Source organism: Vibrio sp. VB16 (assembly GCF_015594925.2).
GTDB lineage: Bacteria > Pseudomonadota > Gammaproteobacteria > Enterobacterales > Vibrionaceae > Vibrio.
Genome location: NZ_CP087590.1, coordinates 1657802 through 1681435 on the forward strand (window position 1 = coordinate 1657802; position 23634 = coordinate 1681435).

20 protein-coding genes are annotated in these 23634 nt (G+C 41.6%); 6 read left to right on the forward strand and 14 right to left on the reverse strand.

Annotation, left to right across the window (positions count from 1 at the left end; all coding sequences use genetic code 11):
- Positions 1-16: 16 nt before the first annotated feature.
- Both IUZ65_RS07640 and serC read left to right on the forward strand, forming a co-directional pair.
- Entirely contained in the window at positions 17-1279 is a 1263-nt protein-coding gene (locus tag IUZ65_RS07640; RefSeq protein WP_195703169.1) for a DUF945 family protein, read from the forward strand.
- Between the two features lie 141 nt (positions 1280-1420).
- Complete coding sequence (gene serC / locus IUZ65_RS07645) at positions 1421-2503, forward strand: 3-phosphoserine/phosphohydroxythreonine transaminase (protein ID WP_195703170.1); 1083 nt, start codon at positions 1421-1423, stop codon at positions 2501-2503.
- A 90-nt stretch (positions 2504-2593) separates the two neighbouring features.
- Here serC and cydC read toward each other — a convergent pair whose 3' ends face one another.
- The 6 genes from cydC to IUZ65_RS07675 all read right to left on the reverse strand — a co-directional run bounded on the left by cydC (position 2594) and on the right by IUZ65_RS07675 (position 9973).
- Complete coding sequence (cydC, locus tag IUZ65_RS07650) at positions 2594-4315, reverse strand: heme ABC transporter ATP-binding protein/permease CydC (protein WP_195703171.1); 1722 nt, start codon at positions 4313-4315, stop codon at positions 2594-2596.
- Complete coding sequence (gene cydD, locus IUZ65_RS07655; protein ID WP_195703172.1) at positions 4308-6095, reverse strand: heme ABC transporter permease/ATP-binding protein CydD; 1788 nt, start codon at positions 6093-6095, stop codon at positions 4308-4310. Before cydD ends, cydC begins: the two co-directional genes overlap by 8 nt.
- A gap of 177 nt (positions 6096-6272) precedes the next feature.
- Positions 6273-7238: a thioredoxin-disulfide reductase gene (gene trxB / locus IUZ65_RS07660; RefSeq protein ID WP_195703173.1), complete on the reverse strand. Its 966-nt coding sequence runs from the start codon at positions 7236-7238 to the stop codon at positions 6273-6275.
- 148 nt (positions 7239-7386) lie between these two features.
- Positions 7387-8757 carry an SLC13 family permease gene (locus tag IUZ65_RS07665; RefSeq protein WP_195703174.1) on the reverse strand — a complete coding sequence of 457 codons (1371 nt, stop codon included), beginning with the start codon at positions 8755-8757 and terminating at the stop codon, positions 7387-7389.
- A gap of 110 nt (positions 8758-8867) precedes the next feature.
- On the reverse strand, positions 8868-9545 hold the full coding sequence (locus IUZ65_RS07670; RefSeq protein WP_443083737.1) for a SanA/YdcF family protein: 678 nt from the start codon (positions 9543-9545) through the stop codon (positions 8868-8870).
- 104 nt (positions 9546-9649) lie between these two features.
- Positions 9650-9973: a DUF3392 domain-containing protein gene (locus tag IUZ65_RS07675; RefSeq protein WP_195703175.1), complete on the reverse strand. Its 324-nt coding sequence runs from the start codon at positions 9971-9973 to the stop codon at positions 9650-9652.
- A 142-nt stretch (positions 9974-10115) separates the two neighbouring features.
- Here IUZ65_RS07675 and IUZ65_RS07680 point away from each other — a divergent pair, with 142 nt between their 5' ends.
- A complete protein-coding gene (locus IUZ65_RS07680; RefSeq protein WP_195703176.1) occupies positions 10116-12464 on the forward strand; it encodes a helicase-related protein in 2349 nt (782 codons plus the stop codon).
- 350 nt (positions 12465-12814) lie between these two features.
- The gene (locus IUZ65_RS07685) at positions 12815-13192 is read left to right on the forward strand and encodes a transporter (RefSeq protein WP_195703177.1); all 378 of its coding nucleotides are present in this window, start codon (positions 12815-12817) and stop codon (positions 13190-13192) included.
- 57 nt (positions 13193-13249) lie between these two features.
- Here the strand turns inward: IUZ65_RS07685 and IUZ65_RS07690 are convergent, their stop codons facing one another.
- From IUZ65_RS07690 to IUZ65_RS07715, 6 genes are all read right to left on the reverse strand, one after another.
- A complete protein-coding gene (locus IUZ65_RS07690; RefSeq protein ID WP_195703178.1) occupies positions 13250-14356 on the reverse strand; it encodes a phosphoribosylaminoimidazolesuccinocarboxamide synthase in 1107 nt (368 codons plus the stop codon).
- Between the two features lie 304 nt (positions 14357-14660).
- Positions 14661-15071 carry a hypothetical protein gene (locus IUZ65_RS07695; RefSeq protein ID WP_195703179.1) on the reverse strand — a complete coding sequence of 137 codons (411 nt, stop codon included), beginning with the start codon at positions 15069-15071 and terminating at the stop codon, positions 14661-14663.
- 197 nt (positions 15072-15268) lie between these two features.
- Complete coding sequence (locus tag IUZ65_RS07700; protein WP_195703180.1) at positions 15269-15457, reverse strand: hypothetical protein; 189 nt, start codon at positions 15455-15457, stop codon at positions 15269-15271.
- A 125-nt stretch (positions 15458-15582) separates the two neighbouring features.
- Complete coding sequence (locus IUZ65_RS07705; RefSeq protein WP_195703181.1) at positions 15583-16443, reverse strand: J domain-containing protein; 861 nt, start codon at positions 16441-16443, stop codon at positions 15583-15585.
- A 73-nt stretch (positions 16444-16516) separates the two neighbouring features.
- Positions 16517-17200, reverse strand: a complete 684-nt coding sequence (locus tag IUZ65_RS07710; RefSeq protein ID WP_195703182.1) for a DUF2786 domain-containing protein — start codon at positions 17198-17200, stop codon at positions 16517-16519.
- A 150-nt stretch (positions 17201-17350) separates the two neighbouring features.
- Positions 17351-18031, reverse strand: coding sequence for a DUF3334 family protein (locus IUZ65_RS07715; RefSeq protein WP_195703183.1), 681 nt, complete (start codon positions 18029-18031; stop codon positions 17351-17353).
- 233 nt (positions 18032-18264) lie between these two features.
- Between IUZ65_RS07715 and ydiJ the strand changes: the two genes are divergently transcribed.
- A complete protein-coding gene (gene ydiJ, locus IUZ65_RS07720) occupies positions 18265-21303 on the forward strand; it encodes a D-2-hydroxyglutarate dehydrogenase YdiJ (protein ID WP_195705041.1) in 3039 nt (1012 codons plus the stop codon).
- Between the two features lie 85 nt (positions 21304-21388).
- Positions 21389-21850, forward strand: a complete 462-nt coding sequence (locus tag IUZ65_RS07725; RefSeq protein WP_195703184.1) for a methyltransferase family protein — start codon at positions 21389-21391, stop codon at positions 21848-21850.
- A gap of 58 nt (positions 21851-21908) precedes the next feature.
- On the opposite strand, the gene IUZ65_RS07730 is transcribed toward IUZ65_RS07725, so the two are convergent.
- Together IUZ65_RS07730 and mpaA are read right to left on the reverse strand one after the other, a co-directional pair.
- Positions 21909-22634: a DUF3581 domain-containing protein gene (locus tag IUZ65_RS07730; protein ID WP_195703185.1), complete on the reverse strand. Its 726-nt coding sequence runs from the start codon at positions 22632-22634 to the stop codon at positions 21909-21911.
- Between the two features lie 143 nt (positions 22635-22777).
- The gene (gene mpaA / locus IUZ65_RS07735) at positions 22778-23497 is read right to left on the reverse strand and encodes a murein tripeptide amidase MpaA (RefSeq protein ID WP_195705042.1); all 720 of its coding nucleotides are present in this window, start codon (positions 23495-23497) and stop codon (positions 22778-22780) included.
- Positions 23498-23634 lie beyond the last annotated feature (137 nt).

The following is a 23634-nucleotide window of genomic DNA, read 5'->3' on the forward strand; positions in this document are numbered from 1 at the left end:
CATTAAAAGTGAACACATGCAACAGTTGAAAAAATATGGAGCGATAGGTGGTGCGTTGGTACTGGTGGCTTGTTGGCCTTTAGCCGTCGGACAGATCGCTCAAAATGTATTGAAAGATGGAATAGGGTCCTTAGACTCGAGTGAAATTTCAGCTGAAATCATCAGTTATGAAAGAGGTTACCTATCTGCGATCGCCACTACAAAATACACTATTGAAGATCCGGCTCTTAAAGAGCAGTTTGTTATTGATGGTTTACCGACTGAGTTTATCCTTAAGCATGATATCAAACATGGGCTTATTCGTGTTGCTACCGAAACCAATTTGGTGGACTTCGATTCTCTACCCGCAACGTTATCAACCATTACTCAGTTAAATGGGAATACTGAATTCTCTTTAAATATAGATAATGTAAATTATGAAGCACCTGACTCTTCTGGTACTTCTATCTATCTGGCCGCTTCTCAAATGACGGGAAATGCAACTGTACTAGGCGAAGTCGATTTAACCTTTAAGTTCCCATCATTACAGGTTCATTTTGGCACTGGTGAAAGTATCAATATTTCGTCTATTACTGGATTTGCGACAGGCAAAAAAGTAAACGGTTTTTGGCATGGAGAGCAGCAAGTGAATGTGGCCAATTCAGCCATGTTGATGCCAGATGGCACTGTGTACACCAGTGCGAAGGACTTTAGCTATAATTTTAGCTCTTCTACCGATGAAACGGGTGAAAGGTTAAATACAAACCATATTGTTAAAGCAGGCGATATCGTTACCAACGAAGGTGCGTTGAGTAATTTGAATCTTGATTTTACGATTGGAAACCTAGACAAAAATGCCTTTGAAGGTTTGGTTGGTTTATATCAGTCTAGTCCCGTCGTTGATGAAGCCGTATTAGGTCAATCTACCCCTTTGATAGATGCGTTATTTAGCCAAGGATTTCAGGTTGCACTTAATGATCTAGAATTGACCCTTGGTGAAGGCTTGTTTAAGTCAAGTTGGTTATTGGAAGTCCCAAAGGGCACGGATAACGTGAGCCAAGATTTTAGTAAGGTTATCCCAGCATTGACCGGTAAGCTCAATACCTTCGTATCGAATGATCTAGTAAAAGCTTACCCTTATATGCAAGAAGGGATTGATGAGATGGTTATTATGGAAATCATGCTGCCCACGGATGATGGTTACACGATAGACGCCGCGGTTTCAGAAGGAAACCTAGAATTTACTAGCGGGCAAAAAATTCCGTTACTTGCCATGTTTATGTCGGTAATGATGCGATAATCGTGGTGATATTTTAGAAAAAACCCGCATTCAATTAAAAGAGGTCATTCGACCTCTTTTTTGTGCTTTTTCTGTTGCGCAAAACGTGCTATTACTGGTTCCAGTTCACAAAAATCAGATTAAGCAGGAGCATATATCATCATGGGAACGATCTACAATTTCAGTGCAGGACCAGCGGCTTTGCCAAAAGCAGTAATGCAAAAAGCGCAATCCGAGTTAGTTGACTGGAATGGCCAGGGTACATCGGTGATGGAAATTAGCCACCGTAGCAAAGAATTTATCAAGGTAGCAAACGAAGCAGAACAAGATCTCCGAGACTTATTAAGTATTCCTGATAATTATAAGGTGTTGTTTTGTCATGGCGGAGCACGTGCCCAGTTTGCTGCCGTGCCGATGAATCTTCTTGGAACCGCGAAAACTGCCACATATATTGATGGTGGATATTGGGCTGAAAGTGCAATTACTGAGGCGACTAAATACTGTCAGCCAGAGGCATTCAACGCAAAGACAGTGATTGACGGAAAGGCCGCGATATTACCAGCCAGTGAATGGAAGATTTCAAAAGAGGCGGCCTATGTTCATTTTTGTCCAAATGAAACCATTGACGGGATTGAAATAAATGAGTTGCCAGTAACCGATAAACCTATCGTTGCGGATATGTCGTCAACAATATTGTCTCGTCAAATCGATGTTTCTAAGTATGGTGTTATCTACGCTGGCGCTCAGAAGAACATCGGGCCAGCAGGCATATGCATTGCAATTGTTCGTGATGACCTTCTAGAACTCGCCACGGAATCCTTACCAAGTGTACTTAACTATAAAGTGCTTGCGGCCAAGGATTCTATGTTTAATACACCTCCAACTTATGCATGGTATCTTTCTGGGTTGGTGTTCAAGTGGCTGAAAGAGGCCGGTGGTGTAGAAGCTATCGAAAAAATTAATCGTGAGAAAGCCGCGTTGTTGTATGCCGCTATTGATGAATCGGATTTTTATAACAACGCCGTCCACGCGGATAACCGTTCGTTGATGAATGTGCCTTTTCAACTCGCGAAACCAGAACTAGACAGTACGTTTTTGGATCTTGCTGATGCGGCAGGTTTAAAGGCGCTGAAAGGACATAGAGCGGTGGGTGGTATGCGTGCTTCGATCTACAATGCGATGTCATTAGAAGGCGTCCAAGCCTTGGTTGAGTTTATGAAGAAATTTGAAGCTGACAATACCTAGTCGTTCGCTGAAATAATAAAAACCCACCGGCTATTCAGGTGGGTTTTTACAAGCCGATTAAAACCAGTCACGGCTATACGTTTATAGTCATTACAGGGTTTGATGCAAGCGGTGGTAGCGCCCTTGTAAACCAATCAGATCATCATGTGTACCTTGTTCAACAATAGAGCCATCTTCAATCAAACATATTTGATTCATCGCCTCTAGTCCAACTAAACGGTGGGTGATAAAAATTACGGTCTTTCCTTCGAAATGTTTGTCAAACAAAGTGATAATCTGACGCTCAGTTTTTTTGTCCAGACCTTCTGTTGGCTCATCAAGTAAAATGATTGGTGCGTTATGCAAAATGGCTCTTGCGATACCGATACGACGCTTCTCTCCACCGGAAAGCTGACGCCCACCTTCGCCCAACCATGTATTGAGACTCTTACCGTCTAATAGCGCCTGTAACCCCACTTTCTGTAGTACCGATTCCAGTTCTTCATCAGAAGCATCGGGTTTCGCGATAGCGAGGTTATCTTGTAGCGTACCATTAAGAATATCGACGCGTTGGCTGACGACCGAGATAGTGTTTCTTAGCGTGTTCTCACTCACTTTCTTTAAGGGAGTAGAGGCGACAGAAATCGACCCATCGGTGGTGTCCCAATATCGACAAAGCAGCTGTATTAGGGTGGATTTACCTGACCCTGTTTGACCAAGAATCGCGACACGTGTATTGCTGGCTATGTGCAGGTTGAGGTTATTGATAACGGATTGTTCCGAATCATCATAACGAAAACTGACATCATTAAATTGAATATCATACTCTGTTGAGTTGAGTTCTCCCTGTTCAGGAAATGTCACTTCCGGTTCAGCAAGGATGATTTCATTCAGTCGTCTTGCGGAGGTGAGCGTTTGTCCTAGGTACTGAAATGCACCCGCTATCGGCATTAACATTTCAAAACTGGCCATAGTGGCAAACGCAAATAACGCGATCATCGGGCCGGGGGGATTACCGCCAATACCATCTGCTGCGAGCCACAAGATCAGTGTCAATGTCAGCCCATTCGCTAGCATGAGCAATCCGCTTGCCATGCCCGTCAAATTTGCGTTTACGAATTGATTATTTAGCAGCTTAGCTTGTGAATTAAGAATCGCATTTCGATAGCGTTCTTCTGCACCAAATAAAACCAGTTCACTGTGTCCTTGTAGCCAATCAAGTGAGGCGACGCGGAGATCGGATTTTTGGGTGGTGAGCTGCTGACCATTGTGTTTACCGAGCTTGTAAAAGACGACGGGCCAGATAATCAATAATGACATTAATATGGCACCAAGAATAAGACCCAAAGTAAGGTCGAACCAACTTAGAAACAGAGTAAGCGTTGCAATGCCCAACGCACTCACAACAACCGGACTTAGTAGTCGAAGATACACATGATCCATCGCATCGACATCGGCGACTAATCGATTTAGTAAGTCACCATCACGTAGATTGGCAATACGACCGGGGACGAGCGGGGCAAGTTTCTTGAAAAAGAAAACCCTGAGTTCTGTTAACAACTTGAATGTCGCGTTGTGGCTTACGACACGTTCCCCCCAACGACCTGCAGTTCGGCCCATTGCCAAGCCTCGTACCGCACCTCCGGGTAGCATGTAGTTAAAGGTTTTTCTCGCCACGCTAAGGCCCGCGACGGCAGAAGCTGAAATGAACCAACCAGACAGAGTCAACAACCCAACAGAGGCGAAAAGGGTCGCAAACGCAAGCAGCATACCTGCTGAAAGGCCGAACCAATGTTTTTTATAGAGCTTTATATAAGGCAATAACTCACGCATCGAGATCTCCTTTTCCTTCTTCTTGTGCACTGTTTTTCGCATCTAACATGCTAGCGAAGAGTCCATGGTTTTGTTTGAGTTCCTGATAGGAGCCCGATTCGACAATGCAACCTTCCTGCATTACAAAAATCTGTTCAACATTTTTAAGTTGTGAAAGTTGATGTGTAACGATAAGAGTTGTGCTTTGGTTGATCTTGTTTTCTAATCCTTTCATGACGAGCTTTTCGCTGCGTGCGTCAAGGCTTGCAGTTGGTTCATCCAATAGCCAAAAATTGCCTTTTTGCAACATGGCACGAGCTAGGGCTAATCGTTGAGCCTGCCCTACAGATAAGCCACCAGATCGGTCACTGACCTGATAATCCAACCCATGTTGAGAGACAAACTCAGCGGAATAGGACTCTTTTAGAACGGAATCAAGTTGCTCAACAGAAACATTGTTGTTACCTAACGTAATGTTATCTTCAATAGTGCCGTGCAGAAGCAGCGGGTTTTGCCCAACCCAACTGATCTGGTCACGCCATTGAACAAGGTCTGCATCCTTAATCTCAACATTATTTACCTTCAAACTTCCTTCGTAAGGTAAAAAACCGAGGATAGCGTTGATAAGGCTGGTTTTACCTGCACCACTTGGTCCGATAAGTGCCGTCATCTGGTTTGGTTCTATGCTAAATGATAAAGGCCCTACCAATGTTGATCCTTCAGGGCTTTTGACGACCAAGTCAGATGCTTCTATTTTGATGGAATTAACATCGCGAATAGGTTCGTGTCCAGATGATTGATGTGACACCTCGGTATTTAAGAAATCCACAATACTTTCTGCCGCGCCTACCGCTTGAGCCTTCGCGTGATAAAAGGTGCCGAGATCTCGTAAAGGTTGATAAAACTCCGGTGCGAGAATAAGAATAAACAGACCAGAAAATAGGGTAATGCCGGTTCCGTAATAGCCAAAATTGAGCTCTCCAATGTAACTGAAACCGAAGTAAACAGCGGTAATCGCGATGGAGATAGACGTAAAAAACTCCAGAACAGCCGACGACAAAAAAGCGACTTTTAGGACATCCATAGTTCGAGTTCTAAACACCTCCGAAGCCCCGTGAAGCGTCTCTTCTTCTGCTTTTGTTCTGTTGAATAGGCGGATAGTGGTCATAGATTGCAAGCGGTCATAAAAATGGCCTGACAGACGTTGCAAAGCTTTAAAATTCTTTCTATTGGCTTCAGCGGCTTTCATGCCAACCAATGCCATGAAGAATGGCACCAACGGTGCGGTGATAAGGAAAATTAACCCTGCGGCCCAGTTAGTCGGGAATACCACAACGAGAATAACCAAAGGAATTAACACAGAAAGAGACATCTGAGGAAGATAGCGAGAAAAGAAATCCTGCATATCCTCTACCTGCTCCAACAACAATGTTGCCCACGTACCAGCGGGTTTTCCTTTGATATAAGCCGGTCCAACAGCGCGTAACTTATCCAAGATAAGTTGGCGAATGTATATTCTAATCTGCTCGCCAGCGCGAAAACCAGCGATCTCTCTTCCCCATGTGCAGGCTGATCGAGCCACAACCGTTAGCGCGAGGCCAAAGAAGTAAGGGACAAGTTGATGCTTATCTACACTTTCTATAATAAGCTGATGCAATATTGATGCGAGTAATCCTGCTTGAGCAAGTAAGACAATACTAGAGAATACCCCTAGAGAGACGCTAATAAGTAGCCATCGCTTAGCCAGTTTACCTTGAAGCTTCAGCCACTTATTGAGGTTTTTTTGTTTTGTTTTATCCATTTACGTATAAGGCTTCTTTATTTGGACCTGTAGATTTTATGAGAAAAAAATCTGTAGATTCATTCGTTATTTAGAATAAGAGAGAGAGTATACAAAAAGAAAACCAGCGGGAATACCGCTGGTTTATAAGGTTATGATAGAAAGCGGTTAATTAATGCAATAAATAGAGATAAATGACTACTTATTGGCATCTGCTAGTGCGTCCAGGTATCGTTCGGCATCGAGTGCCGCCATGCATCCGGTGCCAGCCGATGTGATAGCTTGGCGATAGTTTTGGTCCATAACATCACCGGCAGCAAATACGCCTTCAATACTGGTTTGCGTCGCATTGCCATTCAATCCCGAATTCACGACCACATAGCCATTGTTCATTTCGAGCTGTCCTTCAAATATACCCGTATTTGGATGGTGACCAATTGCGACAAAAAGCCCCATTACCTGAAGCTCTTCTTTTGCATTGGACAAGGTATCTTGTAAACGAACCCCAGTAACCCCCATATCATCACCAAGTACTTCATCTAAAGTACGATTGGTGTGCAGGACAATATTGCCATTGTCCACCTTATCTTGGAGGCGCTTCATCAATATTTTTTCAGCTCGAAACCCTTCGCGGCGATGTATTAGATGAACCTCAGCCGCAATATTTGCTAAATAGAGGGCCTCTTCAACCGCTGTATTGCCTCCTCCAATAACCGCTACTTTTTGATTCTTATAGAAAAAGCCATCGCAGGTCGCACATGCGGATACACCGCGGCCTTTGAATGCTTCTTCAGACTCTAGTCCAAGATATTTTGCGGTAGAGCCGGTTGAAATAATCAGGGAGTCGCAACTGTAGACTGCACTGTCTCCAGTTAAGCGGAATGGCCTGTTCTCTAAATCCACTGTATGGATATGGTCAAATAGTATTTCGGTATCAAACTTTTCAGCATGTTCTTTCATGCGTTCCATCAGGGATGGACCCGTTAAGCCTTCAGCATCTCCAGGCCAGTTTTCCACTTCCGTCGTTTCGGTAAGTTGACCACCTTGCTGTATACCAGTAATAAGAACAGGGTTTAGGTTTGCTCTCGCGGCATATACTGCCGCTGTGTAACCTGCTGGACCACTGCCCAATATTAGTAGTTTGCTATGCTTAACTTCGCTCATAGAGCTGACTCCGAAATAGTTATCAATTTTGATTGTGATTGTAGGGAATAAATTAAGGTGTTGAAAGCAATTACAGGCAATTAATAGTTATATTTTATAAGAGAAAAGTGACGATAGACAAAATGAGCACAGGCTCGCGGTCTCTAAGTCACCAGAAAAAGTGCGCAATGATGGTTAAAACAGTGATACAGACGATATTCAAAACGAAACCGACGCGCATCATATCCTTTTGTTCTATGTGACCAGAGGCAAATACTATGGCGTTTGGTGGTGTCGCAACAGGGAGCATGAAGGCACAGGAAGCAGATATAGCAATAATGACTGACAGAATAATGGGAGACACGCCAAGAACTTCGGCGATACTAGCGAATATTGGAATTAGAAGTGCCGCACTTGCAGTATTACTGGCGAATTCGGTTAGAAATACCACGAAAGCTATAATGGCAAGGAGGGTAATGAATAATCCCATTTGGCTAAGTACATCGCTGAGTTCATTAGCGAGAAAAACGCTCGTGCCTGTCTCTTTGAGTACATTACTTAGGCAAATTCCCCCACCAAAGAGCAGCAATACCCCCCAATCAACCGTCTTTTCAATATCTTTCCATTCGACCACGCGGGTACTTCCTAATAATAAGATGGCACCAATAGCGACTAGGGTATCGAATTTACTGTACCCCCCTAAAAAGGCGTTGATAGGCCGACTGAATATCCAGAAGCTTACGGTTAATGCGAAAATAACTAAAGTGAGTTTTCTCTTTGGCGTCCATTCCAACGTGGTGTGATGTATCTCAAATGATTGAGAAAGATTCGGTTTAGTAAGTAGGTACAAAGCGAGGACGGCAATTGGGAGCAATGTCAAAGACACGGGTAACCCTAAAGCGACCCATTGGGTAAAGTTTAAACCGAGTTCTGCGGCAGCAATTGCGTTGGGCGGAGACCCCACAAGCGTTGCAATACCGCCTATAGATGCGCAGTAAGCGATGCCCAATAAAACAAAGACATAGGTGCTCTTGTACTTTTTCTCATCGACATTGCTCATTACACCTAAAACAAGAGGAAGCATCATGGCAATGGTCGCAGTGTTTGATATCCACATTGAGAGTCCTGCGCTAACGGAAAACAACATCAATACGGCGACGGACATTTTACCTTTTGCCGCAATCAATACTTGGTCCGCAATTGCCTTATCAATTTTTTGCTTATGCAGAGCGGCCGCTAAGGCGAAACCGCCTAGAAAAATAAAAATAATAGAGCTAGAGAAATAACTAAGGGCTTTTGATGTGTCGAATATATTGAATACTACGGCTAATACGGGTACGAGAAGGGCGGTGATACTGACGTGTAGTGCTTCGGTTAACCAAAGAATGGCGATAAATATAAGGATACTCAACCCGTGCACTACGCTTGTTTCAAATGGTAGAGAGTTGAGCATGAAGATAAACAGACAAATGTCGGCCAGAATAATAACGGTATTTTTGTTTATATAACTGTTTATTTTTTCAGACGTAAGACTCTTCATTGTTCGCCCCTTTCGCTCTGTCGCTCACTTTTTAGTATAGGACGCTAAGTTATTGGGCAAGGGGAAAAAGTGAAGGATTGGATGTCTAACGGACAAATTAATGATCTGTCTTAAGTTCCTACTTTTATCTCCAGTTTTTTATCGACTTTGGCGCTCGTGACATTATGTTTGATAGGTTCTTTGGGGCCTAAAAACTTCGGCTGAGTTTCAAATATATAAAGGTCTAGTAGCGCTTTGACTCGAGCAAAAACTTCTCTAAACCGTACCGTTAAGCCAGAGTGCTGTTTTGGGCCTGGAACGGCAAGGCACACCGCTTCAATATCGTAATACTCCGCTATAAACAGTGCTCGCTCGCAGTGGAATTTTTGAGTGACAATAATAAACTCATCGGCGTCGAAGATTTTTTTTGCGCGAACAATAGAGTCCAACGTTCTAAACCCCGCGTAATCAAGGTAGATAGCTTCCTCAGGTACGCCAGCTTTCAGTAGATCTCTTTTCATTGTCCATGGTTCGTTGTATGAACGATGGGCATTATCGCCACTAAGTAGAAAAGCATCGACCTTATCATTTTTGAATAAAGTAATGGCGGCGTTAATTCGATTCGCATAGTAGTCGTTCAGTACTTTTCCCAAGTACTTACTTGTGCCTAAGACCAATGCGACATCATAATTCGGTAAATGAGAGGGTTCGGTATAGATGTCGTTTTTTGTTGACCAACTAAATACGCGGTCAACAAAGACCAAAGCCAAGACAAAAGCAATACAGAGCGCAGTTGCGCCTAATATAATGGCCCTTGCAGATGTTCTGCCACGTAAAGACCTTGGTTTACTTGCCTTCTTTTTAGTTGCGTTCGAAAAATGCCCAAACAAATTAAATCTTTCCTATTAGTAAATCATACATGGCGCTGCCTTTGTGCCCAAATACCAATGACAATAAAGCATGAAACGATAGATACCAATAAGAGTCCAGTATTTAGAGTCTTTAGCCACAAAGATAGGTAAGGTGAAGCCTTTACTATTAACAAGCCATAACCAAATGCGTTCAGCAGTACAAATGCGAACGTTCGCACAACAAAATGCTGTCGGACCATCACTTTTCTTAGTAGACGATTAATGTCTCCGCCTAAAATAACCAGCATACATGCAATAAAGGCGATAGAAATCTCTGGGATATAAGGGACGATGTGCCTTCCGACTGGAGCAAAAATGTCAAACATGGCTTAACTTTTAACCTAACGTATTTTTAATAATAGGATTCTATCAAATATCAATCTATTGTCTTGTGTTGAATTGATTTTTCTCATTGTATAAAATCGGTATAGTAGTCCTTCATGCATCCTCACCTCTTTGAAATAGACCATGCTATCGCTCCCAATCGACAACATTAAAAGTAAATTTTTACAGATTTTACCAAAGCATCATATCGTCGTTGAAGCAGAAACGGGCTCTGGAAAATCAACCAAACTTCCTTTATGGGCATCAGAACATGGCCGCGTGCTGGTCATAGAGCCAAGGCGAATAGCTTGTACCTCGCTTGCGACTTATTTAGCCAAACAAAATGGTTCAACGTTGGGGGGTAATATTGGCTATGCAATAAAGCTTGAATCTTGCTTTAGCATAGAGACCAACATCGTTTTTGTTACCCCCGGAGTTGCATTACGGTGGTTTTATGACGATAGATTAGCAGAGTTTGACATCGTGTTAGTTGATGAATTCCATGAAAGACGATGGGACACCGATCTGCTCGTCGCTTTATTACAAAAAACACAAGGACACCGACTGATTATAACCTCCGCAACCATCGAAGGAGATAAGCTTGCACGATATATCGGGGCGAAGAGATTAGTTGCACAAGGCCGTCAATATAATGTGAGATTAGTTTATAGGAGCTTAGATTCACACTATCTACCAGACAACAAAAATTGTGTTCAGAATGCTGTGAATTGTGTGAAATCGGTTTACCAAGACACCCCTGGAGACATACTTGTCTTTATGCCGGGCAGAAACGAAATCACTCAATGTGTCCAATCATTGTCTAAGTTAGACGATGTCGAGGTGGTGATGCTGCACGCATCGGTTTCTGACAATGAACGGCATCGAGCATTAACACAGTTGAATAAGAAGAAGATCGTGGTGGCCACAAACGTTGCTGAAACGTCGTTGACGATACCTAATATTACCTTGGTCATTGACACCGGTTTAGAACGAAGAACATTGCAACGTAATGGTCGTACTGTATTGAGTTTAAAAAGCATCTCAAAAGCGAGTGCGAAACAGAGATCGGGTAGAGCAGGGCGTGTGATGGATGGTGAGTGCATTCGTCTTTATGGAGAACATGCTCCATTGGAATTGGTTACGCCACCAGAATTACTGCGCGAAGAGTTGTCAGAGGCCATGTTGACGTCCGCCTGCTGTGGATTTGAGTTATGTGAACTCACTTTCCTAGATGTTCTTCCCGAAAAATCGCTGATGCAAGCAAAATTAGTATTGTTAAAAATGGCCGCGATCGATGACAACGGGGTGGTTACTGAGCATGGAAGACGGCTTTACCCGCTACCGATAGACACGTTATATGCCGACCTATTAACTCGAATGCCTTGTAAGGCAACAAAAGAAGCTATGCTCGATCTAGCGGCGGCGCTTTCAGTGTCGGCAGCGCTCTACCAATTGCCTAGTGATGAACACGGCTTAAACAAAATTGCTCAATGGGAACCCAATAGCTGCGATGCTGAGATCTTGATAAAGATTGTGCGAGGAGATATCCAAGACAATATTCAATTAGAGATGGATGCAGTTAAAGAGGCGAGGAGGTTAGCTCAGCAAATGCGTCGCGTATTTCATTTACCAGAGCTTGAAGTCGCCTCTCGTTTTAAGCGGGTCGAATTTGTTTCAGCAATAGCAGAGAACCATCCTGAATTGGTATTTGTTAGACGAAAAAAAAGGCGACAAGCACTAGGCAATGGTCTTATAGAGATGGTTCCTGCGCGAAACAGTCGATTTTCTGATGGTGATGAGGCTGCGATAGTCTTGGACCAACACAGCCTGCCCGGAAAAGGGATCAAACAGACACTCAATCTGGCAACGGTGATGTTACCTATTCCTTTAAATCTTTTCGCCAGATTGGGGTTAGGGAAATGGGAACAAGGTAAGACGACTGTCGTCGATGGTCAATTATATAGTCAGTTATCGCTGGTATTTGCAGGACGAGAAATCATGAATCGACTCGTAGAGCCCGAGGGCGATTTACTGCTAAAGCCATTATTAGAAGCCGTTTTGAAACAGAAAGTGCTTCCAGGTTTTGCAAATAAACGCAGACAAGAGATTGATCATTGGTGCCTTTTTACAGAACTAGGCTTGGATGAGAGATATTCTGGTCCGCAATCACTGACATTTGAAGATTGGTTTATTCGTCAGCTAAAGGATCTCGGTGTTGATAAGCTAGATGAATTATTACTTTTCTGTGAAGATGACCTTCTTTTTGAAGGGATTCCCTATTGGGAATATGATGATTTTTCGCAAAAGTACCCATTTCGTCTTAACCTTGGAGACCTACATCTAAAAGTAGAATATGTGCCGAGCAAAAAACGGGTATACATTTTGTATGAGAGTGGGTTGCGTAAAAGCGAACCGAAACGGTGGGAGCTGCCAATCTGGTCTGGATGGCGTATTAAGTATAAAAAATCGAGTCGAATAGTAGACATCAAATAATAGTAATCAAACATAAACTGTTCAGTTAAATAATGATTAATTAGCTGAAAATTGTTCGTTTATATAATTATTTAAACAGTAAACTATCAGTTTAATTAATCTAAACTGAAATAGTATTTTGCCCGCCTGATGTCCTATTATTATTAGAACTGTATTTAGTGGGTAAATATTACAGGGCGTAATGCGATAGGTCTCATAACTGTAGTTTTTTTGTTAAAACCTTGGTTTTAGTATGCTTTAACTGAGATTCAGCTCATGAGAACAGAACAATGTACTATATTCTATTGCTAACTGAGCGAAGGTGTTGAATAGTAGTACTGTTGTTTTACCGCTATCGCTTGGGGGGCATAATGGAAAAGCAAGAAACGATATCAGCTGTATTTGATTACACATCATTTTTAGGTGCTAGTTGTAAAAAAAAGTGGACCTTTATCGAGGCGATGGGATTTTTTTCGCCTATCTTTGGTACCGTTTGGAAAAGCAATATTGATGAAGCTAGAAAACCTGAAGATAGATTGTGGGACCAAGCCTTTAATAATCTCTCAGCGCAGAGTAGTGATGAATCAAATCTAATTAGTCTGATTAACCTAGCAAAGCATGAAGGTATAAAAGAGATCCGATTAATGATGCCTTATGAACTTGATGAGATTCAAATAGAAAAAATAGTCAAATACACTAATGCACAAGTTAAGCATACAACTCAAGATGAGTTACTCGTCCAAATATAATAGAAGGGACGCAATCGCGTCCCTTTTTCATCTCAGTTGTTAACGTCACATTATGTTTTAATCGGTTATCAGATCATAATCTGCTCGTAACACATCAATAATTTCTTTCTTCGGGTTATCACTCATGTGAATTTTTTGACCCGTTATTTTTTCAGCGATACCGATATAGACTTCTGACACATTAGTCATCGCTTCGATTGGCAATTTATTGTTCCTTGCGAGTGCAAATCGTTCATCCATGCGCGCTTTATTTAATAAGATATCTGGGTCAGGAAAATAGTTCAGTAAGAACTGTCTAAAAGCCTCTTTAGAGTTCTCTACGATATTTCCTTTTCGATACTCTGCTTTATCCCAAATTCTGGACGAATCAGGCGTACCGACTTCATCCATGTAGATGAGTTTCTCATTCTCGTGACGGTCAATGACATAACCAAATTCAAATTTAGTATCGACAAATATTTGACCAACATCATCCAACGCAGAACTAATGACATTGAACCCTTCTTTAAGTAGTCTCTCGTAGGTTTTGATATCGCTAGATTGAGAGAAGTTGAAGGCGGAAAAATTGTCCTTTATGTCTTGCCGAGAGATATTAACGTCATCAGCTTCAGGAACATTTGGTATTCCTTTAAGAACACCTTTGGTTGACGGTGTAATAAGAAGCTCGGGCAGTGATTTATCTTTTTCTAAACCTTTAGGAAGCTGAATGCCACAGAATTCATTTTCGCCTTTGTCATAAGCTCGCCACATGGAACCGGTAATATACTGTCGACAAATTGCTTCAATCATTACTGGTTTTGCTTTTTGGACTATCCAAACAAATGGGTGCGGGATATCCAATATATGACTTTCAGCGAGGCCATTCTCTTTAAAGAGTCTAAACCAGTGATTTGAGATAGCGTTGAGTGCTGCTCCTTTGCCAGGAACACCCTTCAATCCACCTTCCGCTTCCCAAATGCAATCGAAAGCTGAAATTCTGTCACTGATTACCATGATTGCAAGTGGCGCGTCAGGTGCGACATTGTAGTTTTTTTCTTTGATTAATCGCTGGCTATCTTCTTCAGTTAACCAGTACACAGAACGTACTTTTCCACTATGAACAGGTTTGTTGGTACGGATTGGAAGATCATCATTAACAGCGAGAACTTGATCAGAGAGACTCATCGAGACATTCCTTGGTAGAGGCTTCAAAATATGGGCGCATAATACCAGAACTAGAATGGACTGCCACTGAAAAAGCAAACGATTGCGCTAAATATATGTATCAATACCAATATGAATGGTGTCAATAGATCTATTTTATAGGGTGTAGTTACTATTGCTAGCAAAAATACTGGCCTAGCACTACGTGCTAAAAAGAGCACCGAAAATTTATATTGAAACCAAATCATGAGTCGTATTGAACTCGCTGCTTCAAATCAATTATTAACGACACACGCGATTAGAGAGGGAGTCTAAAGCATAACGATTAATGACATAAATAACTTGGCTTTGATTGCTCATTTAAAAAAAACACAGCGCAGTTTCTTAACTTGGCAACCGTGAGAATCCTTGCTCGTGCATGTAGATTTAAATTTGAGCTTGCGACTACGGCACTTGCTGTTCCCGCTTCAAAAGCTTTAATAACGATCTGTTCTTCAGAATATTGATTAGAAGGCTTCAAATGAATCACATTGGTGCAATTAATATTGTGTTGAATCAATTCAGATTGCATTGGGCGAGGGCAGTTTGCCGTATATAAAATCCACTGTTTTTTTTGAGACAGCTTTGCCAATTTAGGATATATGTCATCCGAAAAAGAAGAACGTTGGTTGAACTCTGTTGTTGGGCTCAATGCCACTAATGTGTCGGTTGTGTTATCGATGTTTAGTTGAAGCATAATACTGTCTCTCTGTACATACTGTATAGATACACAGTAGTCCGAATTTAGTCGGCACGCAAGATTTTTTCGCTGATTTTATAGGCGAATCAGACAGATTTTAGACAGAGGACACAAAAAATAAGGGCTATAGGGGAATTATAGATATAAAAAAAACCGCATTTGCGGTTTTTAATTGGAGGATAACGACTGGTTTTTTATGCTCGTATACTTACGGCTGCTTTATTTCTTAATGCAATTTCGTCAATGTTGAATAGGTTGACATCGATTTTTGCCATGTCATTACAGCTTTCACAGGAGTGGTGATATTTACCATCAACATAGTCATGGCGGATCAACATACTATATCTGTTGCACCAATCGCAGTTTCCTTCAGTGTTAATCATTACATTCTCTCCAATGGCTTTGTGCAATTATATCCAATCGACCAAATGAATGGGCAATTTAGTACAATGCTATTTTTGGGCAGTATTATGACATACCTGAAACTTAAATGTTAATTTTTTGTTACCTAATGACGTTGTCGTTGTTTAAGAAAAGTACTAATGACTTTTATTGCGCTGTTTAATCGCTTCATTTCTTCGTCGCTGCCGTTAGCGTCTGGGTGATAAATACGACTTAATTTTTTGTATCTTAATTTTATTTCTTTTTCATTAGGTAAGTGGTTTGGGTGGTAACCAAGCACGGCACACGCAAGCATAGTGCCTTGGTCTACATTGGTTTTTTTTACTTCGATTTGATTTTGTTTAAGCTGAGAATGCGCTGCGGTTAGATGCCTTTGAAGCGTTTTGATCTTTTTGCTTTGATGATGTAGCTGATTGTTTAACTGAGTCCTCTTTACGCCCTGCCTACGCGTTATTCGACGTCTTATGGACCCATAAGTAACAGCGCTGAACAGAATAAGAAACGTAACGATGATATCACTGTTGATTCTGTTCTTATTATGATTAGTGGATTCTGCGGCGCTCATTATGGACTGTTGAATATCTTGGTCTATCTGATCATCAAGTGCTGTTATTGATGATAGTTGTTTAGATTTTCTATGATTAAACTGAGCTTCTAATACCCGAGCATAGCCCAACTCCGCCTCAGCAATATCATTGTTGCTGCCTGCTAAATACCAGTTTTCAGCTATAGATAGCGAGTGGAAACTTTCGCTATCTATAGATTCGAAAAGATTCCCGAGAAGAACGGCGGCTTCTCCATTTCCCTGCATCGCCGCTCTAATTAGCCAATAATGACTTTCTTTGAATTTGTTCTCTTCTTGATATGCAATTGAAAGCGCTATTTGTGCTTTGTTGTCTCCAGACTCCGCAGTCGTAATAAGATTTTCATCGATCGCAGCAGTGACGGAATATGAGAGTGTACTCATGAGCAAACAACAAGCTAACCAAACTGACCTAAAACATATCATGTTGCTATCCCACGTATCCCAATGTGTATGGTTACTCAAGCATTTTTGGTGCTTTGGCACCATCGACAGGCCGGTTGACTGATAGCTTTCGACCTTTTTTTAATCCTACTTCGTAGTCTTTCGTGATGTTCTTCATCGCGTCTCTGAGTTGTTGCTTAAAAGTTTCACGATCGATGTTTTTGAACTCACGATCAATATAGTTGTTGATTTTGTTGTTTGAATCGTCGTCGGGTGCAATCTCAGGTAATTTTTCTAGAGCGCCTTCTACCCAGCCAGATACAAATGAGTTTACTCTACGTGTAACTTCAGTGTTGCTTGTCCCTGTACCAGAAAAGCTATTTCTAAACTGACCAGTGTGTTCGTTCATTTCTCGATAGATAATGTCGAAAGCAAATGCGGCAAAAATAGCGCGATCAGCTTCTCCTATAAATTCTACTCGTTTAAGTCCTTTATGGTTTAAGAGAACAGCTTCCACACCAAACTTGGTGTTGATACCACGAATTACTCTTAATATAGTGGAACTAATACTGGTTGGTAGCAGATGGGTAGATTGGGTTTTACCCATCTTAATGAATTCAATATCGTCTTTATCCAGACCATATTTGATCATTAGGCGATGGGCCATTTTAATTGCTTGTGCAGCCTCGTTTACATTGGCTGAGTTACCTAACTCTAGGCATTTTGCAATTTTCTTTAGCGCTTTCTGCTTATCCATGAACCTACTTAAAATAGAGTGCTTAACTTCGAAAAGTCGACTATTTTACCTACTTTTGGCTCGGAGATAAAGGAGAGCTTTAATATAGAAGAGTAATAAAAAACCGTCTTTCGACGGTTCGTTATGAGTACAAAGACAAATAATGTCTAACTATATCCCTAGTTCATCTAATAAATCGTTTGCAGAATGGTTTGATTCCACCTCTTCAGATTTCGTTTTAGCCTTTTTGTTTTGCTCTTGTTCTAGAATGAGATCAGGGTCAGAACTCTCTTCTAACTCAAATTCTTCCATTTGAATAAACTCGGTTTTATCCATCGCTAGTTCTAAATAAAAAATGTTATTGCCTTCTGTTGAGAACGTTACGCGTCTAGCTTGGGGTCTATCTAAGTTAGTATCGATAGAAATAAGAACCTGTTTATTGATTGCGAGCATTTTAGGTTGGTTTTGAGTAATGTTTGTCTTTAGTTCTTTACGGATTTTATGCGTAAAGTCACCAACTAGTTGGTTCATCAATTCACCTAATACGTCACCCACTTCATCTGAGGTGTGAAGTATCGCGAGCTCTTCTTCTGGCATCCCCATGTTGCGCATGTAATTGGTGTAAATTTCTAATGCGGATTGTGAGGTAAAGTTCGTGACAACCAAACCAGAAAAACCACCATCGAATAAGACAAAACAACCAAAGTCAGGTCGTAAGCAGGTCTTATTTATTTTTTGTACCATAGCTGAGTATTTTATGTCGGTATTGGTCGCCGTGCTCAGAACGCCTGAAACAGATTGGCAAAGCATAAGCAAGATATCTTCGGTAGTGATGACTTTATTTTTTTTCATTGTGTCTATTCTTATATTGATTTCACATTAGTTGTTATTGATTATGAACAAAAATATCGACTAGGTCATTAGGAATAGTGTTTTGTTCAAATGTCAGATGAGGTAAAGTGACCCAAATCATAATTTTAACACTTAAGCATCCCCTTAGCTGTAGGATACAGTGTAGGTAGAGGGCAGGAAGCACAATGTCTAGCAATGCAGATATGTCTAAAAACGTAAAATCAGTGACCAGAATGACACTACCCCGGTTAGAGAACCAAAACAGTGTTGATCCTGTTGTATTAAAATACTTGGACCAGTTAGCTACCCAAGGTTTTACTGGTGATATAGAATCTCAATACTCGAGCCGTCTCGCGGTTGCAACGGATAACAGCGTTTATCAACAACTGCCACAAGCGGTTGTGCATCCAAAAACGACTGCCGACGTTATCCTTATCGGTAGGTTAAGTCAGCATTCGGATTACGAGCGCATTACTTTTTCTCCTCGAGGTGGAGGAACAGGGACTAATGGTCAGTCGTTAACGAAAGGCATTGTTGTCGACCTGTCTAGGCATATGAATAAAGTGCTAGAGGTGAACGAAAAAGAGGGATGGGTTAGAGTACAAACTGGCATCATAAAGGACCAACTTAACGATGTTGTTCGCCCGTATGGGTTCTTTTTCTCTCCTGAACTGTCAACCAGTAACCGAGCGACACTTGGCGGTATGATTAATACCGACGCGTCAGGCCAAGGTTCTCTTCGGTATGGTAAAACCTCTGATCACGTTCTTTCATTGCAAGCTGTATTTGCAGACGGATCAATCTATGAGACAGATAAGTCTCATGGGGGGAATGAAATAGGTGAGTATGCATACAACGCCTATCAAGTAACGGAACAAGTATGTCGAGAGAAAAGAACACAGATAGTTGATAAGTTTCCACCATTAAATCGATTCTTAACTGGCTATGATTTAAAAAATGCGTTGAGTGAACAAGGCGAGTTTGATTTAACTCGCGTACTGTGTGGATCTGAAGGGTCATTGGCTTTTATAACCGAGGCCAAATTAAATCTTACCCCAATCCCTAAGACAAGAACCCTAGTCAACGTAAAATATAATAGCTTTGATTCCGCGCTTAGAATGGCGCCGTTTCTTGTAGAAGCTAACGCTTTGTCTGTAGAAACCATTGATTCAAAAGTGCTCAATTTAGCGAAAGAGGATATTGTTTGGCATTCGGTTAGTGATCTGCTTCTTGATGTTCCAGACAAGGAAATGCTTGGCATCAATATTGTAGAGTTTGCTGGAAATGATACAGAAGTCATCGTTGAACAAGTTGCGGCCTTAACGGCACAACTCGACCAGATGCTCGCAAATGACGAGAGAGGATTGATAGGCTATCAAGTCTGTGAAGACTTAGCGAGTATCGGTCGTATCTACGGCATGCGGAAAAAAGCCGTTGGTCTGTTAGGGGCGATAAAAGGAAGAGCGAAACCCGTTCCTTTCACTGAAGACACGTGTGTACCACCAGAACATCTTGCCGATTTTATTGCGGAGTTTCGTGAGCTATTAGATAGCAAAGGGCTTTATTACGGAATGTTTGGTCATGTCGATACTGGCGTACTTCATGTTCGTCCAGCGCTTGACCTTTGTGACCCTTTACAAGAGACGTTGATGCAGGAGTTATCTGATCGTGTTGTCGCCTTAGTTGCCAAGTATGGCGGCTTGATGTGGGGAGAACATGGAAAAGGTTATCGCTCAGAATATGGCCCAGAGTTCTTTGGGGAGGAGTTGTTTATTGAACTTCGTCGCATAAAAGCAGCGTTTGACCCAATGAACAAGATGAATCCGGGAAAGATATGCACACCGCTAGACAGCAGTGCTGAACTGGTGAAAGTGAGTGATACTAAACGGGCTTTTTACGACCGTCAAATTAGCGTTACAGTAAGAGATAGCTTTAAGCAAGCAATGGAATGCAATGGTAACGGGCTCTGCTTCAATTACGATACCAGTTCACCAATGTGTCCTTCTATGAAAGTAACAGCAGACAGAAGACAATCGCCTAAAGGCCGTGCAGGGCTTGTTCGTGAGTGGCTTCGTCAACTGACCGAGCAAGGCGTTGATATCCTTGATCTAGAAAATGAGACGTTGAGCAAGAATCCAACAATTAGCGTGATGGTTGACCGAGTAAGAAATAGCCTAAACAAACGACACGAATATGATTTCTCACATGAAGTGTATGAGGCGATGAACGGCTGCCTAGCATGCAAAGCCTGTGGTACTCAGTGCCCAATCAAAGTTGATGTGCCGAGTTTTAGATCTCGTTTCTTAAATATCTACTACTCTCGTTATCAACGCCCAGCGAAAGATTACCTCGTGGCAAATATTGAAACGATGTTGCCGTTAATGGCAAAAGCACCCATGGTAGTAAATGCGGTTCTAGCTCAGAAATGGGTACAAGGTTTAACGGCAAAAACAGTGGGGTACATTGACGCGCCTTTGTTGTCGAAACCGACATTGAAACAACAACTTGCCGATAATAATAACGTCAATTTTGACATTCAAAAACTAGCTCAACTTTCTAAAGAAGACAGAGACAACCATGTGCTTATCGTACAAGATCCGTTCACCTCTTTTTACGATGCGGAAGTGGTCGCCGACTTTGTTGTTTTGCTTGAGAAACTGGGTAAACAACCGATTCTGTTACCGTTCAAACCTAATGGGAAAGCACAGCATATAAAGGGGTTCTTAAAACAGTTTACGGGCACCGCAAAAACAGCGGCAAGTTTCTTAAATATGGTCTCTGACTTGAATATTCCATTGGTTGGTGTTGACCCCGCGCTTGTGCTTTGTTATCGCGATGAGTACGTCGATATTTTGGGAGAGGAAAGAGGGGAGTTTCAGGTACAGAATTCCCACGAATACCTAATTGATCAACTTGATAGTCTAAAGGTTGGTGAACCATCCAACGAAGCACCGTGGCATCTTTTTGCACACTGTACTGAGAAAACACGATTGCCAAACGCTGAAAAAGAGTGGCAAACAATTTTTAAATTCTTTGGCGGCGTGCTAGAGAGTGTGTCTGTAGGCTGCTGCGGTATGGCTGGAACATTCGGACACGAACAAGACAAGTACCAGATGTCGAAAGATATCTACAATTTGAGCTGGGGAGTACAGATGCAGCAGTTAGACAAAAAACGTTGCTTGGTCACAGGGTATTCTTGCCGTAGTCAGGTCAAGCGATTGGAGCATGAGAAGATGAAGCATCCGGTGCAGGCTCTACTGCTAATGATTTAGCTGAAAATTGTACTCAATAATTGTCGTTCAACTAAGCAGGTTGACGATGGTACTTGTTAATGTGTAAGAAACTGGGAACCAAGAAATGAAAGTGTTAGAACTGAAAGTACCACCAGTATTTGTGTTTCTAGTGTGTCTTTGCCTTATGTATTGGTTTCACTCGTTAAGTTCGTTATTTACTATTGGCGTTCCGATTTCAAACGTAATCTTTGCTATCTGTTTTGTTGGGGCTGGCTATTTTGGTCTCAGTGGGATCTATGAATTTAAGAAAGCGAAAACATCGGTACATCCAGTCGATATAAATAAGACGACATCGGTGGTAGATACAGGTGTCTATAAACTCACCCGAAACCCTATGTACTTGGGTTTACTTCTGCTTTTGTTTGGTTTTGGGTACTGGTTACAAGATCTCTCCAGTATGGCTGTGTGCGTTGTATTTGTAATGTACATGAATCGGTTTCAAATTGGCCCTGAAGAGAGGCACTTAACCAGTAAATTTGGCAAGGGTTATACGGATTATAAAAATAAGGTTAGGCGTTGGATTTAGCTAAATAAAAACCCCCTTCACATAGTGAAGAGGGTTTTTATTTAATAATATGCTGGATTTAAGCGGTGATAACAAATTTGGACAAAAATGCGTCTTTACATTCGATAAATCGAGAGACTAGATCATCCACAGCAGTATGGTCATATGGGCGTAATCCACTTGCGACCATGCGCTTAACCCCTTTTCCTACTAGTTCACCATCTTCTTTAAAATCAAAGTTGAGGGTGACGATTCCACGTTTTCCTGCAACATCAAACGTCGCACCTGAAAACTCAACTTCTGGGTGATGGAGATCTAAACGAGTAAACTCAATTTCCATACTTTCATAGATAACCAGAGGACGCTGGCAGTTGATCATCATTTTTTGTTGTTCCATCAAAGGAACCATGATGTGTGGGAAGTTCATTCCGGAAAACTGTACGTAATTTTTAACGACATGTTCGATAAACTCTGCATCGTGACTCACTTCACCTTCTCGATTCATATGCAGATATTCTTTACCATTTTCATCTACAACCGCACTTTCGTTTTCGCATTTGTTTTCGACCTGAAGCGCAACACCATCATTGACCATGCCAGAAAAATCGAAACGCATTTTTTGGCTGATTCCTTCTTTTTTAAGTAAAACAGCAAAAAGAAGATCACCAGGTACGCAAAAACGTTTGTTGTCTTCGTCATGAAGCGGGTTAAAATCGCCTGCTACTTTTTTGGCAAAGTGGCTCGCTTGACGTCGAGTAAATTGGAATCTCTGGTTAAGTACTGAAAAATAAGGAGTTAAAAACATAATTCTCTGCTAGTCGCTAAAAACAGATCAATTATATACAATTTTTTTGTGACAATGGTCTAATCAGTGAGTTTTGACCAACTACTGACATTCGATAGATATTGGTGGCCAATTAAACTATTGGCATGAGTACTTTGTTTGAGTCAGCCGAGTAACTCTGTTGTACTAGAACTCAATAATTGAGTTAATGCAGTAAGATATGTTTCGCTTGAATCGTCGGGAGACACGGGAGGAAACTCAACCGTTACACATGGTAAGTCATTCTCTTTGCACCATGTTCCGAATGACCCCGGTGTTTCATAACCAACATTTGGAACCACTGGAAGATTGAATCTGATTGATAACCAATGGGCAAGGTGGGACATACTCGGATCATCAATACAGGCAAGAGGCTCGTGAAAACTTATAGAAAATAAAGGTTTTAGTTGAGTAATTAAACCTATTAGCGCCTCTGTTTCCGGTTCTGGATTTGTACCGTTTCGGGATTTAATGATCACATCTCTTGTCTTTGCTCTGCCGTTCCAACGGTAGACGGTATCTTCAATTAATTGATTCCGTGTTGGGAAGTTTCGGTTTAGATCAACGTAGTTAGCATTCGAACGTGTGCCTAATTGATTGCCATCGGGATTAACGGATAAAATGACATGGTGTTTTTGTTGGTTCCCAACAAGTGTTCGTAGTGCACATGATAATGCAGAGATTGAGGCCGTTTCATCACCATGAGTTCCCGCGAAAATTAGGCCCGCTTGATCGACCTCAATTTGAGCAGGGAAATATAACAGGGGGGCACCATGAACGGAGTGACCATATAAAATAGGTTCAACGGTGAATGTTGCTCTTTCAGAACGCTGTCTTAATTGTATCATTAGGCTTTCCATTTTTTAATATGTGAGCTTTACCCTAAACGACGCCCCACTCAAACTGATATATTTACATCTCGTAACATGTCGCAGAGATATAAACAATATCATTATGGTTTGTCTATAACTATCAATTAGTC